General features: G+C 64.0%; 18 protein-coding genes. All 18 read left to right on the top strand.

All coding sequences use genetic code 11. The features are described from left to right. The first annotated feature begins 21 nt into the window (after positions 1 to 21). Positions 22 to 1,062, top strand: a complete 1,041-nt coding sequence (gene pilM / locus E3O48_RS04670) for a type IV pilus assembly protein PilM (protein ID WP_134537465.1) — start codon at positions 22 to 24, stop codon at positions 1,060 to 1,062. Further along, a complete protein-coding gene (locus E3O48_RS04665) occupies positions 1,059 to 1,724 on the top strand; it encodes a PilN domain-containing protein (protein ID WP_134537464.1) in 666 nt (221 codons plus the stop codon). Before pilM ends, E3O48_RS04665 begins: the two co-directional genes overlap by 4 nt. A 2-nt stretch (positions 1,725 to 1,726) precedes the next feature. After that, the gene (locus E3O48_RS04660) at positions 1,727 to 2,500 is read left to right on the top strand and encodes a hypothetical protein (RefSeq protein WP_134537463.1); all 774 of its coding nucleotides are present in this window, start codon (positions 1,727 to 1,729) and stop codon (positions 2,498 to 2,500) included. Between the two features lie 237 nt (positions 2,501 to 2,737). Next, a complete protein-coding gene (locus tag E3O48_RS04655; RefSeq protein WP_134537462.1) occupies positions 2,738 to 3,745 on the top strand; it encodes a tripartite tricarboxylate transporter TctB family protein in 1,008 nt (335 codons plus the stop codon). 49 nt (positions 3,746 to 3,794) lie between these two features. Beyond that, the gene (locus tag E3O48_RS04650) at positions 3,795 to 4,286 is read left to right on the top strand and encodes a DUF6121 family protein (RefSeq protein ID WP_134537461.1); all 492 of its coding nucleotides are present in this window, start codon (positions 3,795 to 3,797) and stop codon (positions 4,284 to 4,286) included. 69 nt (positions 4,287 to 4,355) lie between these two features. Continuing rightward, on the top strand, positions 4,356 to 5,009 hold the full coding sequence (locus E3O48_RS04645) for a spermidine/putrescine ABC transporter substrate-binding protein (protein WP_134537460.1): 654 nt from the start codon (positions 4,356 to 4,358) through the stop codon (positions 5,007 to 5,009). Between the two features lie 325 nt (positions 5,010 to 5,334). Next, positions 5,335 to 5,709, top strand: coding sequence for a 30S ribosomal protein S12 (gene rpsL, locus E3O48_RS04640; protein WP_055811472.1), 375 nt, complete (start codon positions 5,335 to 5,337; stop codon positions 5,707 to 5,709). Further along, on the top strand, positions 5,709 to 6,179 hold the full coding sequence (gene rpsG / locus E3O48_RS04635; RefSeq protein ID WP_066597688.1) for a 30S ribosomal protein S7: 471 nt from the start codon (positions 5,709 to 5,711) through the stop codon (positions 6,177 to 6,179). Before rpsL ends, rpsG begins: the two co-directional genes overlap by 1 nt. Before the next feature lie 135 nt (positions 6,180 to 6,314). Further along, entirely contained in the window at positions 6,315 to 8,429 is a 2,115-nt protein-coding gene (gene fusA, locus E3O48_RS04630; protein WP_134508242.1) for an elongation factor G, read from the top strand. A gap of 126 nt (positions 8,430 to 8,555) precedes the next feature. Beyond that, positions 8,556 to 9,749, top strand: a complete 1,194-nt coding sequence (gene tuf, locus E3O48_RS04625; RefSeq protein WP_134508241.1) for an elongation factor Tu — start codon at positions 8,556 to 8,558, stop codon at positions 9,747 to 9,749. Between the two features lie 185 nt (positions 9,750 to 9,934). Next, complete coding sequence (locus tag E3O48_RS04620) at positions 9,935 to 10,159, top strand: Rv0909 family putative TA system antitoxin (RefSeq protein WP_134537459.1); 225 nt, start codon at positions 9,935 to 9,937, stop codon at positions 10,157 to 10,159. Positions 10,160 to 10,358: 199 nt separating this feature from the next. Next, entirely contained in the window at positions 10,359 to 11,339 is a 981-nt protein-coding gene (locus tag E3O48_RS04615; protein ID WP_134537458.1) for a hypothetical protein, read from the top strand. 537 nt (positions 11,340 to 11,876) lie between these two features. Further along, complete coding sequence (gene rpsJ / locus E3O48_RS04610) at positions 11,877 to 12,185, top strand: 30S ribosomal protein S10 (protein ID WP_035834607.1); 309 nt, start codon at positions 11,877 to 11,879, stop codon at positions 12,183 to 12,185. 8 nt (positions 12,186 to 12,193) lie between these two features. Beyond that, on the top strand, positions 12,194 to 12,853 hold the full coding sequence (gene rplC, locus E3O48_RS04605; RefSeq protein WP_134508235.1) for a 50S ribosomal protein L3: 660 nt from the start codon (positions 12,194 to 12,196) through the stop codon (positions 12,851 to 12,853). Positions 12,854 to 12,857: 4 nt separating this feature from the next. Then, complete coding sequence (gene rplD / locus E3O48_RS04600) at positions 12,858 to 13,508, top strand: 50S ribosomal protein L4 (RefSeq protein WP_134537457.1); 651 nt, start codon at positions 12,858 to 12,860, stop codon at positions 13,506 to 13,508. Then, positions 13,508 to 13,810 carry a 50S ribosomal protein L23 gene (gene rplW, locus E3O48_RS04595; protein ID WP_134508231.1) on the top strand — a complete coding sequence of 101 codons (303 nt, stop codon included), beginning with the start codon at positions 13,508 to 13,510 and terminating at the stop codon, positions 13,808 to 13,810. Before rplD ends, rplW begins: the two co-directional genes overlap by 1 nt. Positions 13,811 to 13,835: 25 nt before the next feature. Further along, positions 13,836 to 14,675: a 50S ribosomal protein L2 gene (gene rplB, locus E3O48_RS04590; RefSeq protein WP_134508229.1), complete on the top strand. Its 840-nt coding sequence runs from the start codon at positions 13,836 to 13,838 to the stop codon at positions 14,673 to 14,675. A 9-nt stretch (positions 14,676 to 14,684) separates the two neighbouring features. Beyond that, positions 14,685 to 14,966, top strand: a complete 282-nt coding sequence (gene rpsS, locus E3O48_RS04585; RefSeq protein WP_104100966.1) for a 30S ribosomal protein S19 — start codon at positions 14,685 to 14,687, stop codon at positions 14,964 to 14,966. Positions 14,967 to 14,972 lie beyond the last annotated feature (6 nt).

The raw sequence follows: 14,972 nt of genomic DNA, 5'->3' as shown, positions 1-14,972 counted from the left end.
AGCACTCGCGAGGGAGAAGCAATGACGACAAGTGTCGTAGGAATCGACATCGGAACGTCCGGAGTGCGTGCGGCTGAGGTGAGTGACGCAGGCAAGGGGAAGCCGACCTTGCTTCGCTACCACGCCGTGGAATTGCCCGTAGGTGCGGTCAACCGGGGGGAAGTCGTTGAGCCCAACACTGTTTCGGCCGCAATCAAGACCCTGTGGTCAGCAGGCGGTTTCAAGAGCAAAAAGGTAGTTCTCGGAATGGGGAACCATCGCGTGCTTGCACGCGATCTCACGGTGCCAAAGATGCCGATCAAGCGCATCAGAGAGTCGCTTCCCTTCCAGGTGCAAGACTTGCTCGCCGTGCCGGTGGCCGACGCCCTGCTCGATTTTTATCCGGTTTCAGAGAGTGAAGGAGAATCCGGACCGGAGGTAAACGGGCTCCTGATCGCTGCCGTCAAGGACGCGGTCCAGGGGAATGTGAAGGCGGTCCAGCTGGCTGGGCTTACACCCGTGGAAGTAGATCTGATTCCTTTCGCGCTGACTCGGGTAATCAACAGGGGTGCTCAAGCGGATGGTGCGGTTGTGCAGATCGACGTCGGTCTGGCGACCACCACTGTCGTCGTCACGCTGAACGGGGTCCCGCAATTTGTGCGACTCATTCCCGCGGGTGGTGGAGACCTCACCCAAGCGATGGTCCTTCGACTGGGTCTGACCTCCGATGAGGCAGAGCTGCTGAAGCGCACGATCGGTCTAGATCCAGCGCCCGAGCATCCGCAGGCGGCCACGATCATCCATGAGGTGACGGCCGAACTGCTCAACAGCCTGAGGAACACTGTCAACTACTTCGTCAACACGAGAAACCACATGCCAGTGACGAGGATTGTCCTGACTGGCGGTGGTGCCCATTTGCGTGGCTTCGTTACCGCGCTGGGCGAGTTGACGCGACTTCCGGTCTTTGAGGCCGATCCCGCTGCGGCGGTAACGCTTGGGCGCGGCGTCAACGCAGAAGCATTACAGAATACTCGGGGCGCTTATTCCGTCGCACTGGGGCTCGCCCTTGGGAGCCACGCATGAGTCGCTCGAGAGATGGTGACGAGCTGGTACTCGGCGGGGAGCCACGCGTCGACTTGTTGCCGCCGGAGGTCAAGGCAGGCAAGAAAGTCAAGGCAACCCGTCGGCGTCTTGGCGCTATCCTCATCGCAGTAGTGGTTCTGATGATCACCGGGGTGGGCGCTGCGACATGGCATGCGCAGCAGAGCCAGATTGAGCTGGCTTCCGCTCAGCAGCGCACGGCAGAGTTGCTCGCCGGTCAGGCGAAGTATGCCGAGGTGAATCAGGTGCAAAACGAGGTCGACTTGACCGTCGCGGCACGCCAATTCGGCGCGTCCACCGAAGTCGACTGGAAGTCTTACCTTTCCAAGGTCCGTGCGGCGCTGCCAGAAGACGTTTCCATTGACACGGTAAGCGTGGATTCCGCGTCCCCGCTGGGCGCGTATATGCAACCAACTGCTCCCCTACAAGCTGCCCGCGTGGCGACCCTCACGCTCACCGTGACCAGCCCAAACCTTCCTTCGGTCCCCCAATGGCTCGACGCGATCAAGGGGCTGCCAGGCTACGCGGATGCCACGCCCGGGTCGATCAAACGGTCCGATAGCGGCGCATACACCGTCGACCTCGTTCTGCACATCAACGGCGGCGCGTATTCGAATCGCTTCGCTACACCGGAGGGAAAGTAACAATGGACCTGAACAGGCTCTGGGTTCTTGGAAGCGTCGTACTGATCGCCGCCACCGCCGTCCTGGGTTGGGTTCTCGGGATCTCTCCGAAACTCAGCGAAGCGAGTATTGCAGACGCAGACCGCGTGGCAGTCGAAACCCAAAACTCCGCGTCTGCACTCAAAGTAGCCGCTCTAAAAGTGAAATTCGAGAACATCGGGGATCTCAAGGGCGAATTATCGGCGCTCAGATTGGCTGTTCCCAACGCGGCCGAGATCCCAGCATTCGTCGCGCAGCTGGATTCCATCGCCCAGCAGCACCAAGTCACGCTGACCGATATTTCGGTGAAGGACGCGCAGGCGTACGTGCCGGTCGTTGTCGCTCCCACCGCAACTGCAGCTGAGGGGGCGCAGACTGCGCCCACACCAACGGCAACACCCGCTCCCACCGCATCAGCGGCACCAACTGCTGCTGAGGTCGCTGCTGCACTGGCGCCCGTGCCGAACGCGCTGATCACAGCGTCAAACTTCGTGTCCGTGCCCATCTCTCTCTCCGTTTCCGGAAGCTACGGGAACGTACTCGACTTCATTGAGGGTCTTCAAAAGGGCACGCGGTTGGTCATGGTTACCACCTTTGCAACGGCCCGAGCAGAATCGCCTCCTGCAGCAGCGCCCACGGCTATCACCACGACCACCGTCGACACTCCAGCGACGTCGGATCAGGTCACCACCACGATCTCCGCCCTGATTTACGTGCTGATCGATCCGCCCGCCGCGGCTGCACCTCCGGCCGGGTAGCTCGGGCATCTCCCGAGTCCTACCTTTTCGGTCGAAACCGGCCGGCGTGCGAGCCGTGCTCGACCGAAAGGGTAGATCTCGACGCGGTGTGGGCGCTGCGAGGGTCAAATGCGCGTCCAGACGCGACCCGACCGACCCCGCCACCAGACTCTGCGCCGCGCTTCCGCGGCGCACAGCACGCGCATTGCTATGGTTACTGCAGAGAGCTACGGCCGCCAGGCCCGTGAGGAGTGCAGCATGAGCGACACCACGCCCAACGACGGCAACACCAACCCCGACACGGATGCCTCGGCAACCACCACCGGACGCCACGAGACCGGCCCCGTCGGCGTCGACGCCGAAACGGCCCGCCGCGAGGCAGACGCCCGCGACGGCGCGGCACCCGCGGCATTCGCCCACCCTGCCGAGCAGACCAACCCCGAGCAGGCGCACCCGGGCGCGCCGATCGGCGAGCCGATCTCCTACGATGCGCCCGATTCCGCCGCCACCCAGGCGTACGCGCCCGCGCCCGTGTCCGCCGACTCGGTCAAGCGCGACACCTACGTGCCGGCCGCCACGGTCGGCGGCACCGGTGCCGCCACGCTCGCCAGCGACGACGCGCCCACCCGCGAACAGCCCCCGTATACCCAGCCGGCCGAGCCGACCCAGGCCTACACGCCGACGAACACCACCGTGCAGCCCCCGGTGTACATCCAGGCGCCCACCGCGCCCAAGCACAAGGGCAACCGCGGCGTCGGCATCCTGATCGCGCTCCTCGGCACGGCCGTCTTCGCGGCGCTCTACGCCCTCGTCGCGCTGGCACTCTCCGGCATCGGCAGCGGCTCGCTCGCCGACACCACGGCGAAGTTCACCGACTTCATCGTGCTGCCGATCTTCTACGTGCCGGCGATCTTCTTCTTCCTCGGCTTCGCCCTGCTGGTCGCGATCGTCAACCGCGGCGGCTGGTGGGCCTACGTGCTCTTCGGCTTCCTCGTGGCCGTCGTCGTCTACTTCTCCTACATCGGGGCGGCCCTGCTCAGCGTGCAGGCGTGGAACTTCACGCCCGACGAGGCCTACCGCTTCGTCAGCCAGCAGTGGCTGAACCCGGGCGCGATCGCCGCCGCCGTCGTCGCCCGTGAGGTGCCGATCTGGACCGGCGCGTGGATCGCCCGCCGCGGCCGCTCGGTTACCGAGCGCAACGCCACGACGAAGGCCGAGTACGACCGCGTGCTCGCCGACGGACCGCAGGGCATCCGCTCCAACTAACGGACATGCGGCGCTGGTGGGGCTGCGCAAGACTCGGATAGGGGGAGCGATGCGTGACTACCAGAAGTACGCGAGCGTCGTCGCGGTTTTCGCGGCGGTGCTCTACGCCGCGCTGATCGTGGCGGCCTTCGGCATGATCAGCCTTGCCACGAACCTCGACGTCATCAGTGAACCGGATGCCGGCCCGCTCGTCGGCCCGAGCATGGCCGCGGCCTCGATTGTGCTGGTCTTCGCGCTCATGCTCACGCTCGGGCTGCGTGATCGCCCCAACCGGCAGCGGGTCGCCGTGGGCTACTCGCTCGGGACCGGGGCGGCGGCGTTCGCCGTCTTCATCGTCGTGGGTGCCATCCTGTACCCGTTGACCAGCGGCCAGGCGTTTGACGCGCTCACCTTCGCGGAGACCACCCTGGCCCGGCCGTTTGCAGCGGTGACCGGCCTTCTCGCCTTCGTCGTGACTCTGCTCTACTCGGTCATCCTGGCCTCGCGAGTCGGTGAGCACGGGCGTCCACTCTGGCCCTGGGAGCGTCACGAGGAACCCTGACCCTGGCGCAGTGAGATTGGCCGGAATCTCCCGGTTCGCAAGGGCTGATTGCGGCTATCCTTAACGTCCATGGACGGATCCATCGAGTCACGCGTCAGCCATGAGGTTGACAACTGGTTGCGTTGGCTCCCGCGCTGGCGCCCGGGCACGCACCGCGGCCGCGCCCGCCTCTGCCGCACCTGCTTCGGCTCGCCGGTCATCGTCGCCGCCGGCCTGGCCACCGATGTCCCGCACGCCGTGCAGCATGCCCTCGCCATGCGCGTGAAGCTCGTCATCGACGCCGCCGTCGACGAATACACCGAGCTCAACCTGCCCCTGCTCAGCCGCGAGATCCACCTGAACGAGGAACGCAAGGCGGCCGCCAGCTACCACCCCACCGAGGGCCTCGACCCGGAGTACAAAGGCCTCGACCTCGACCCGCCCACCACCGCGGATGCGCCCTACCTGTTCACCTTCGCCGAACTGGCCCGGCCCGACCAGGCCGCGGCCGCCGAATCCGCTCCGCCGCCGCTCACGGCGGAGGAGAAGACGGCCATCCGCACCGAACTGAAACTCGCCGACGAGCACGCGGCCCTGGTCGGCAGCCGGGTCTGCGCCGAGCTGTTCCGGCACCGTGAGCGGATGCGCCAGGCCGTCGCCGACTACGTCGAACCCTGGGTGCTGGCCCTCCTCGCCGACCTCGACACGGCGCTCGATTCGCCGCTCTGGCCGCGCAGCATCTGAACAACGGCTGAACGAACCCGTCAGACCCCGTAACCCATTTGACCGGGCCGCCACTGCCGAGTTAGTATTTCGAGGTGTGCGCTTTGTCGTGCGCTTGAGTCATGCCACCGCGATACCCTCGTGCTGCACCTTAGGCGCGTCCGGTTCGGCACTCACTCAGGGTGTGCTCACCGAGCAGCCCCCACGGCATACCCACCAAATCACACGGAATTCATTGCGTGTGTGCCGGCGGGTCCAGATGAACTCGAGTCGGCCGGGAAACCGAACGATTCGAATGCTAACCATCAATGAGCTGTCACCGTGCAGCAAAAACAAGGAGTAATTAGTGCCCACCATTCAGCAGTTGGTCAGAAAGGGACGCAGCCCCAAGGTCACCAAGACCAAGGCTCCCGCCCTGAAGTCCAACCCCCAGCAGCGCGGCGTTTGCACCCGTGTCTACACGACCACCCCGAAGAAGCCGAACTCGGCTCTCCGCAAGGTCGCCCGCGTCAAGCTGTCCAACGGCACAGAGGTCACCGCCTACATCCCCGGCGAGGGTCACAACCTGCAGGAGCACTCGATGGTGCTCGTCCGCGGTGGTCGTGTCAAGGACCTCCCCGGTGTTCGATACAAGATCGTTCGCGGCGCACTGGACACCCAGGCCGTCAAGAACCGCAAGCAGGCTCGTAGCCGCTACGGCGCCAAGATGGAGAAGAAGTAATGCCTCGTAAAGGCCCAGCGCCCAAGCGTCCCGTTATCGCTGACCCGGTATACGGCGCCCCCATCGTTTCCCAGCTCGTCAACAAGATCCTCCTCGACGGCAAGAAGGGCCTCGCCGAGCGCATCGTTTACGATGCACTCGAAGGTGTCGTTGCCAAGAACGGTGCGGATGCTGTTGTCACGCTGAAGAAGGCACTCGACAACGTGCGCCCCACCCTCGAGGTGCGTTCGCGCCGCGTCGGTGGTTCCACCTACCAGGTTCCGGTTGAAGTCAAGCCGCACCGCGCCAACACCCTGGCCCTCCGCTGGTTGACCAGCTACGCCAAGGCCCGTCGCGAGAAGACCATGACCGAGCGTCTCACCAACGAAATCCTCGACGCATCCAACGGCCTCGGTGCCGCTGTGAAGCGCCGCGAGGACACGCACAAGATGGCCGAGGCGAACAAGGCCTTCGCTCACTACCGCTGGTAGTCGCGTTCCGGCTTCGAGCCGATCCGGTGGTCGAGCTTGTCGAGATCAGATCTCGACAAGCTCGGTCACCGCGGCTTGAACGCCGGATGCCCTGTTTCGCCCCAATCACCATAAGCAAACTTCCGGAGGACCCCCGTGGCACTTGACGTGCTCACCGACCTGAGTAAGGTCCGCAACATCGGCATCATGGCTCACATTGATGCTGGCAAGACCACCGTCACTGAGCGCATCCTGTACTACACGGGTGTCAATCACAAGATCGGTGAGACGCACGACGGCGCCTCGACGATGGACTGGATGGCGCAGGAGCAGGAACGTGGCATCACCATCACGTCTGCCGCGACGACCTGTTTCTGGGCTGAGAACCAGATCAACATCATCGACACCCCCGGCCACGTCGACTTCACCGTCGAGGTGGAGCGTTCGCTCCGTGTCCTCGACGGCGCCGTCGCCGTGTTCGACGGCAAGGAGGGCGTTGAGCCCCAGTCCGAGACCGTCTGGCGCCAGGCCGACAAGTACGACGTGCCCCGCATCTGCTTCGTCAACAAGATGGACAAGCTCGGCGCCGACTTCTTCTACACCGTCGACACGATCGTCAAGCGCCTCGGCGCGAAGCCGCTCGTCATCCAGTTGCCGATCGGCGCCGAGAACACCTTCGAAGGTGTTGTCGACCTCGTCGAGATGCGTGCACTGACCTGGCGCGGCGACTCCAAGGGTGACGTCGAGATGGGCTCCAAGTACGCCATCGAAGAGATCCCGGCCGACCTCGTCGACCAGGCCGCCTCCTACCGCAAGCTCCTCCTCGAGACCGTCGCCGAGACCGACGACGACCTCATGGAGAAGTACTTCTCCGGCGAAGAGCTGACCGTCGCCGAGATCAAGGGCGCCATTCGCAAGCTCACGGTCAACAGCGAGATCTACCCGGTCCTCTGTGGCTCGGCGTTCAAGAACCGCGGCGTCCAGCCGATGCTCGACGCCGTCATCGACTACCTCCCCACCCCGCTCGACGTGCCCGCCATTGAGGCGCACGACCCGCGTGACGAGGAGAAGGTCATCATGCGCCACCCGGATGCGACCGAGCCGTTCACGGCTCTCGCGTTCAAGGTTGCCGTGCACCCGTTCTTCGGTCGTCTGACCTACGTTCGCGTGTACTCCGGCCACCTCGACTCCGGTGCCCAGGTCATCAACTCGACCAAGGGCAAGAAGGAGCGCATCGGCAAGATCTTCCAGATGCACGCCAACAAGGAGAACCCGGTGGCCTTCGTGACCGCCGGTCACATCTACGCGGTCATCGGCCTCAAGGACACGACCACCGGCGACACCCTGTGCGACCCGAACGCGCAGGTCGTGCTCGAGTCGATGACGTTCCCTGACCCGGTCATCGAGGTTGCGATCGAGCCGAAGACCAAGCAGGACCAGGAAAAGCTGGGTCTCGCGATCCAGAAGCTGGCCGAAGAAGACCCGACCTTCCGTACCGAGCAGAACCAGGAAACTGGTCAGACGGTCATCAAGGGAATGGGCGAACTGCACCTGGACATCCTGGTCGACCGGATGCGGCGTGAATTCAACGTCGAAGCCAACGTCGGCAAGCCCCAGGTCGCATACCGCGAGACCATCCGCAGGGCGGTCGAGCGTCACGACTACACGCACAAGAAGCAGACCGGTGGATCCGGGCAGTTCGCGAAGATTCAGATCGCGATCGAGCCGCTCGAGATCACGGCCGAGAAGAGCTACGAGTTCGTAAACAAGGTCACGGGTGGCCGCATCCCCAGGGAGTACATCCCCTCGGTGGACGCAGGAATCCAGGATGCGCTGCACGTTGGCGTCCTGGCCGGCTACCCGATGGTCGGCGTCAAGGCAAGCCTGCTTGACGGCGCCGCACACGACGTCGACTCCTCGGAGATGGCGTTCAAGATTGCCGGATCGATGGGCTTCAAGGAAGCCGTTCGTAAGGCAGACCCGGTTCTGCTCGAGCCGTTGATGAGTGTCGAAGTACGCACCCCTGAGGAATACATGGGTGACGTAATCGGCGACCTCAACTCGCGCCGCGGTCAGATCCAAACCATGGAGGACGCAAGCGGTGTGAAGGTAATTCGCGCCCATGTTCCACTTTCGGAGATGTTCGGCTACATCGGCGACCTGAGGTCCAAGACCTCCGGCCGCGCCGTGTACTCGATGACTTTCGAGAGCTATGCGGAGGTCCCGAGGGCTGTAGCCGAAGAGATCATCCAGAAGAACAAGGGCGAATAGCCTGGGGCCTTCGGGCCCAAATCGCTTAGGCCTCCCGGCCCGAGTAGCATAAGTACACAAATCCAGCAGGTTCACCGGCCGCAAACCAGCGGGCGGTGAAGCCGAGAGTCCTGAGGAGGACCCACAGTGGCCAAGGCCAAGTTCGAGCGGACCAAGCCGCACGTAAACATCGGAACGATCGGTCACGTTGACCACGGAAAGACCACGCTGACTGCAGCGATCTCCAAGGTCCTGGCTGACACGTTCCCGTCCAAGACGAACGTTCAGCGCGACTTCGCGTCGATCGACTCGGCTCCGGAAGAACGCCAGCGCGGTATCACGATCAACATCTCGCATGTTGAGTACGAGACCGAGAAGCGTCACTATGCGCACGTTGACGCACCGGGCCACGCTGACTACATCAAGAACATGATCACCGGTGCTGCCCAGATGGACGGCGCGATCCTCGTGGTTGCCGCCACCGACGGCCCGATGGCTCAGACCCGTGAGCACGTTCTGCTCGCGAAGCAGGTCGGCGTGCCGTCCCTGCTCGTCGCACTGAACAAGTCCGACATGGTCGACGACGAAGAGATCCTTGAGCTCGTCGAGCTCGAGGTTCGCGAACTCCTCACCGCGCAGGGCTTCGACGGCGACAACGCTCCCGTCGTTCGCGTTTCCGCGCTCAAGGCACTGGAAGGCGACCCGAAGTGGGTCGGCAACATCCTCGAGCTGATGACGGCCGTCGACGAGTACTTCCCGGAGCCCGTCCGCGACAAGGACAAGCCCTTCCTGATGCCGATCGAGGACGTCTTCACGATCACCGGTCGTGGAACCGTCGTCACCGGCCGCGCCGAGCGTGGAACCCTCAAGATCAACTCCGAGGTCGAGGTTGTCGGCATCCGCCCGACCATCAAGACCACGGTCACTGGTATCGAGATGTTCCACAAGCAGCTCGACGAGGCATGGGCCGGCGAGAACTGTGGTCTTCTTCTTCGTGGCACCAAGCGCGAAGACGTCGAGCGCGGCCAGGTCGTCGTCAAGCCGGGTTCGGTCACGCCGCACACCGACTTCGAGGGCACCGCGTACATCCTGTCAAAGGAAGAGGGCGGCCGTCACAACCCGTTCTACGCGAACTACCGTCCGCAGTTCTACTTCCGCACCACGGACGTCACCGGCGTCATCACGCTGCCTGAGGGCACCGAGATGGTCATGCCCGGCGACACCACCGACATGAACGTCGCGCTGATCCAGCCGATCGCCATGGAAGAGGGCCTCGGCTTCGCTATTCGTGAAGGTGGCCGCACCGTCGGCGCCGGAACGGTGACGAAGATCATCAAGTAGTTCCCTTCAGAGCCCGGTCACCTCGGTGATCGAGCGTGAAGCTCGGTGATCGAGCTTGTCGAGATCAGGGGCCGGTCCTTCGGGACCGGCCCCTTTTTCGCGCCCGAAAGTCTCTTGCGCCGAAGGGCGGCCACGCTCCACTTTTGACTCGGCAGCAACGCCGCTGCCCGAACAGGAAGAGCACCATGGGACTCGAAGACATCACCAAGAAGGCGCAGGAGTTCCTCGGCGACAACAAGGTCAAGGACGCGTTGAACAGCGAACAGGCCGAGGACATCAGCGACAAGCTCCTCGGCGGTGTCGCCGACGCGGCGAACAAGGTCACCGGCGGCAAGTTCGAGGAACAGATCGAGGGTGCCCGCGCCGCCGCCGACGAGAAGATCGGCGACGAGAAGATCGGCGACGAGTAGCCGCTGGCACACATCGCGAACGGCCATTCAGTCGAGCGCGCCGACTTCGCCGTTGCGCGCCAGGCACGCCGGGGGCGCAGCGGCGCAACTGGCGCGCTCGGGCCGGACAGCATCCATTCACGGGTGACGGATGCCGGCCGCTGTCCACAGATCACGGCGGTGGTGCCGGGCAGGAGCGGGGCCGCCGCACTGTGGGTGCATGAATTCACCTGCGCATTCGGACAATCCGGCCGACCGACTGTTCTCAGTGGCCGACTACACCCGGTCTTTCGGCGCGGACCTGCGACTGCGTCGTCGCGCGCTGCGTGGTGAGTTCCACCGCGTCTCCCGCGGGCACTACTTTCCTCAGGGGCAATGGGACACCTTCCGGAATGAGGAGCGTTACGCCGTCGTGGTGGTCGCGGCGGCAGCCGCCCGACGGAGTGAACTCGTGCTCTCTCATCAATCGGCGGCCGTGCTTCATGGCCTCCCGTTTCTCTTCGGACCTCCAGCCGAGGTCCATTTCATCGTTCCTCGGGCGGCCGGGGGCAGATCGAAGCCCGGCATTCGGAAGCACGCGGTCCACTTCGATCCCCGGGACATCACCCTGGTCAACGGCTTGCTGGTCACGACGGTGGCGCGCACGGTTGTGGACCTCGCCGCCGCGCTCGACCTCCAATCGGCCGTCGTCGTGGCCGACCGCGCCCTCTCCGCCGACCGCCGGGGACATCGGCCGGCTCTGGCCACGAAGGCCGAACTCTACGAGACGTGGGCGCGAATGCTGCCATTCCGCGGCTCCGTTCGCGCGAAAGCCGTGATCGATTTCGCGACCCACCTGGCGGGGTCGCCGAACGAGTCGGCAAGCCGGGTGAACATCGCCCTGAGCGGATTCCCTGAACCGGTGCTCCAGCATCCGTTCATCGTCGACGGAGCCGAAGTCTTCGTCGACTTCTGCTTCCCCGACCAGCACAAGGTGGGGGAGACCGATGGCAAGGTCAAGTACTTCGACCCGGTGATGCGCGACGGTCGCACGCCTGAGCAGGTGCTCTGGGCTGAGAAGCTCCGGGAAGACGGAGTGCGCCGCCAGGTTCACGGGTTCACGCGCTGGCCGTTCTCGGTCTCGGTGAGCAAGGTGCGGCTGCGCACGCGCCTTGTCGAGTTCGGCCTGCCGATCACCCGGCCCACGCTGCGCTCCTGGTGACCAGGGTGACGGGCAGAGCGGATGCCTCGAACGCGCCAGTTGCGCCGCTGCACGCCAGGCATGCCTGGCGCGCAGCGGCAGAAGTGGCGCGCTCGAGGCGAGGGGGGAGGGGCGCTCGGGGAGACGGTGCCCTGCGACACGCCGGGCGCGACACGCCCGGGTTGCAGAAAGGGCAAGGCCTGTGGCAGACTCTTCTAGTTCAACACTTTCGACTGCCGCGCTGCACGCGGTGTCGGGATCACTGCCAGGCAGTGCATAGCTGGTGTCGTGCGTGGCAACACGCCGGGATACGCAGCTAGGCCGCGGGTAGCAGAACAGAGCTCAAACCAACAACCGGGATTGCACGGGTAAAACCATGCCTTCCCCCGGCTCCGGCCGGAGCAGGCGTTGGCGCGGTTCGAAGTGGCGCGGCCCAGCGGCTGCGGCGCGATGAATCGAAATTGACAGATGAACAGTGGTGCGACAGCAGCAGTGCTACTACGGCGTCCAATGCAGCCTTCGGGATGTACGAAGCCTTGACAAGAAAGAGAGTTCGACATGGCGGGACAGAAAATCCGCATTCGACTTAAGTCGTATGACCACGAGGTCATCGACATCTCGGCGCGCAAGATCGTCGACACCGTGACCCGTGCGGGCGCGACCGTCGTCGGCCCCGTGCCGCTTCCGACCGAGAAGAACGTGGTGTGTGTCATCCGTTCCCCTCACAAGTACAAGGACAGCCGGGAGCACTTTGAAATGCGCACCCACAAGCGTCTGATCGACATCATTGACCCGACCCCGAAGGCAGTCGACTCGCTCATGCGTCTCGACCTTCCGGCCGACGTCAACATCGAGATCAAGCTCTAGGGCCCGCGATGTCTTACGCAGATACCAAGACCACCAAGGGTCTCCTCGGCAAGAAGCTCGGCATGACGCAGGTCTGGGACGAGAACAACAAGCTCGTTCCCGTCACCGTCATCGAGATCTCGCCCAACGTTGTCACCCAGATCCGCAGCAAGGAGATCGACGGCTACGCCGGCGTTCAGATCGCTGCCGGGGCCATCGACCCGCGCAAGGTCAACAAGCCTTCCGCCGGACACTTCGAAAAGGCAGGCGTCACGCCTCGCCGTCACCTCACCGAGCTCCGCACCGCGGATGCCGCTGACTACACCCTGGGCCAGGAACTCACCGTTGACGGTGTCTTCGCTGCCGGCACCAAGGTCGACGTCATGGGCACCAGCAAGGGTAAGGGTTTCGCCGGTGTTATGAAGCGTCACAACTTCAAGGGTGTCTCCTCCTCGCACGGTTCACACCGTAACCACCGCAAGCCCGGTTCCATCGGTGCTTCCTCGACCCCGAGCCGTGTCTTCAAGGGCATGCGCATGGCCGGTCGTATGGGTGGCGAGCGCGTCACCGTGCTGAACCTCAAGGTTCACGCCGTTGATGCCGACAAGGGCCTCCTGCTGGTCAAGGGTGCCGTTCCCGGTGCCAAGGGCCGCCTCGTATTCGTCCGCAATGCAGTGAAGGGAGCCTAGTCGCATGACTACCTCACTCGATCTCATCGACGCCAAGGGCAAGAAGGCCGGCTACGTTGAGCTGCCCGCCGAAATCTTTGACGTTCAGACCAACATCCCGCTGATCCACCAGGTCGTCGTCGCGCAGCTCGCTGCCGCACGCCAGGGCACGCACAAGACCAAGCGTCGTGGTGAAGTTTCCGGTGCCGGCCGCAAGCCGTTCAAGCAGAAGGGAACCGGTCGCGCTCGTCAGGGCTCGATCCGCGCCCCTCAGATGACCGGTGGTGGCATCGTCCACGGACCGACCCCGCGCAACTACGAGCAGCGCACCCCGAAAAAGATGATCGCGGCAGCACTGCGCGGATCGCTTTCGGACCGCGCCCGTGGCGACCGCCTGCACGTCGTGACGGCACTGTTCAGCGCCGAGACGCCCAGCACCAAGGGCGCCATCGAACTGCTCAGCCAGATCGCCAGCAGCAAGCACGTCCTGGTTGTACTGGAGCGCACGGACGAAATGACGCTCCGCAGCATCCGCAACCTGCCGACGGTGCACGTTCTGCCGTGGGACCAGCTGAATGCCTACGACGTGCTCGTCAGTGACGACATCGTCTTCACCAAGGGCGCGTTCGACGCGTTCGTGGAGAGCAAGACCAAGAAGGAAGAGGTGTCCGCATAATGGCTACCCCGCTCAACAAGGACCCCCGCGACATCATCATCGCTCCGGTCGTCTCTGAAAAGAGCTACGGCCTGATTGACGAGGGCAAGTACACCTTCATCGTGGACCCGCGCTCCAACAAGACCGAGATCAAGCTCGCGATCGAAAAGATCTTCAAGGTGGAGGTCGCTTCGATCAACACCATGAACCGGATCGGCAAGACGCGTCGCACGAAGTTCGGTCAGGGCAAGCGCAAGGACACCAAGCGTGCCATCGTCACGCTCAAGTCCGGTTCCATTGACATCTTCACGGCCGTCGGCTAAGCGGCGCGGACTAGAGGAATAAGAAATGGCTATTCGTAAGTTCAAGCCCACGACTCCCGGTCGTCGCGGTTCATCTGTTGCAGACTTCGCAGAGATCACCCGGTCGACCCCGGAGAAGTCCCTGCTTCGCCCCCTGTCCAAGACCGGTGGCCGTAACAACCAGGGTCGCATCACCACCCGTCACATCGGTGGCGGACACAAGCGCCAGTACCGTCTGATCGACTTCCGTCGTAACGACAAGGATGGCGTCAACGCCAAGGTCGCTCACATCGAGTACGACCCCAACCGCACGGCGCGCATCGCGCTCCTGCACTTCCTCGATGGAACCAAGCGCTACATCATCGCCCCGAACAAGCTGAACCAGGGCGACATCGTAGAGTCGGGCGCCGGTGCTGACATCAAGCCCGGCAACAACCTGCCGCTGAAGAACATCCCCACCGGTACCATCATTCACGCGGTCGAGCTGCGTCCGGGCGGTGGCGCCAAGATGGCCCGCTCCGCCGGATCGTCTGTTCGCCTCGTCGCGAAGGATGGCATCTACGCCCAGCTGCGCCTTCCGTCCGGAGAAATCCGTAACGTCGACGCCCGCTGCCGCGCCACGATCGGCGAGGTCGGCAACGCCGAGCAGTCGAACATCAACTGGGGCAAGGCCGGCCGTATGCGCTGGAAAGGCGTTCGCCCGACCGTTCGTGGTGTTGCCATGAACCCGGTCGACCACCCGCACGGTGGTGGTGAGGGTAAGACGTCCGGTGGACGTCACCCCGTCAGCCCCTGGGGCCAGAAGGAAGGGCGCACCCGCCACCCGAACAAGGAAAGCGACAAGCTCATCGTTCGTCGCCGTACCGTCGGCAAGAAGCGTAAGTAGGAGTAGACGATGCCTCGCAGTCTCAAGAAAGGCCCGTTCGTTGACGACCACCTGCTTCGCAAGGTTGTCAAGGCGAACGAAGCCAGCAGCAAGAACGTAATCAAGACCTGGTCGCGCCGTTCGATGATCATCCCCGGCATGCTCGGGCACACCATCGCGGTTCACGACGGACGCAAGCACATCCCGGTGTTCGTCACCGAGAGCATGGTCGGGCACAAGCTCGGCGAGTTCGCGCCCACCCGCACCTTCCGTGGACACGTGAAGGACGACAAGAAGGGCCGTCGCCGCTAACGCGGG

Origin of the sequence: Cryobacterium sp. HLT2-28 (assembly GCF_004402495.1) — a bacterium.
Lineage (GTDB): Bacteria > Actinomycetota > Actinomycetes > Actinomycetales > Microbacteriaceae > Cryobacterium > Cryobacterium mannosilyticum.
The sequence above is the reverse complement of the archived record's forward strand: the minus strand, read 5'-3'. Positions and strand labels throughout refer to the sequence as shown.

Bases quoted from the DNA above. Each gene is read 5' to 3' on its own strand.
- E3O48_RS04615 (WP_134537458.1), top strand. From the start codon at position 10,359: ATGAATTCACCTGCGCATTCGGACAATCCGGCCGACCGACTGTTCTCA.
- E3O48_RS04660 (WP_134537463.1), top strand. From the start codon at position 1,727: ATGGACCTGAACAGGCTCTGGGTTCTTGGAAGCGTCGTACTGATCGCC.
- rpsG (WP_066597688.1), top strand. From the start codon at position 5,709: ATGCCTCGTAAAGGCCCAGCGCCCAAGCGTCCCGTTATCGCTGACCCG.
- E3O48_RS04620 (WP_134537459.1), top strand. From the start codon at position 9,935: ATGGGACTCGAAGACATCACCAAGAAGGCGCAGGAGTTCCTCGGCGAC.
- E3O48_RS04650 (WP_134537461.1), top strand. From the start codon at position 3,795: ATGCGTGACTACCAGAAGTACGCGAGCGTCGTCGCGGTTTTCGCGGCG.
- rpsJ (WP_035834607.1), top strand. From the start codon at position 11,877: ATGGCGGGACAGAAAATCCGCATTCGACTTAAGTCGTATGACCACGAG.
- rplW (WP_134508231.1), top strand. From the start codon at position 13,508: ATGGCTACCCCGCTCAACAAGGACCCCCGCGACATCATCATCGCTCCG.
- rpsS (WP_104100966.1), top strand. From the start codon at position 14,685: ATGCCTCGCAGTCTCAAGAAAGGCCCGTTCGTTGACGACCACCTGCTT.
- E3O48_RS04645 (WP_134537460.1), top strand. From the start codon at position 4,356: ATGGACGGATCCATCGAGTCACGCGTCAGCCATGAGGTTGACAACTGG.
- rplB (WP_134508229.1), top strand. From the start codon at position 13,836: ATGGCTATTCGTAAGTTCAAGCCCACGACTCCCGGTCGTCGCGGTTCA.
- E3O48_RS04665 (WP_134537464.1), top strand. From the start codon at position 1,059: ATGAGTCGCTCGAGAGATGGTGACGAGCTGGTACTCGGCGGGGAGCCA.
- rplD (WP_134537457.1), top strand. From the start codon at position 12,858: ATGACTACCTCACTCGATCTCATCGACGCCAAGGGCAAGAAGGCCGGC.
- E3O48_RS04655 (WP_134537462.1), top strand. From the start codon at position 2,738: ATGAGCGACACCACGCCCAACGACGGCAACACCAACCCCGACACGGAT.
- rplC (WP_134508235.1), top strand. From the start codon at position 12,194: ATGTCTTACGCAGATACCAAGACCACCAAGGGTCTCCTCGGCAAGAAG.
- pilM (WP_134537465.1), top strand. From the start codon at position 22: ATGACGACAAGTGTCGTAGGAATCGACATCGGAACGTCCGGAGTGCGT.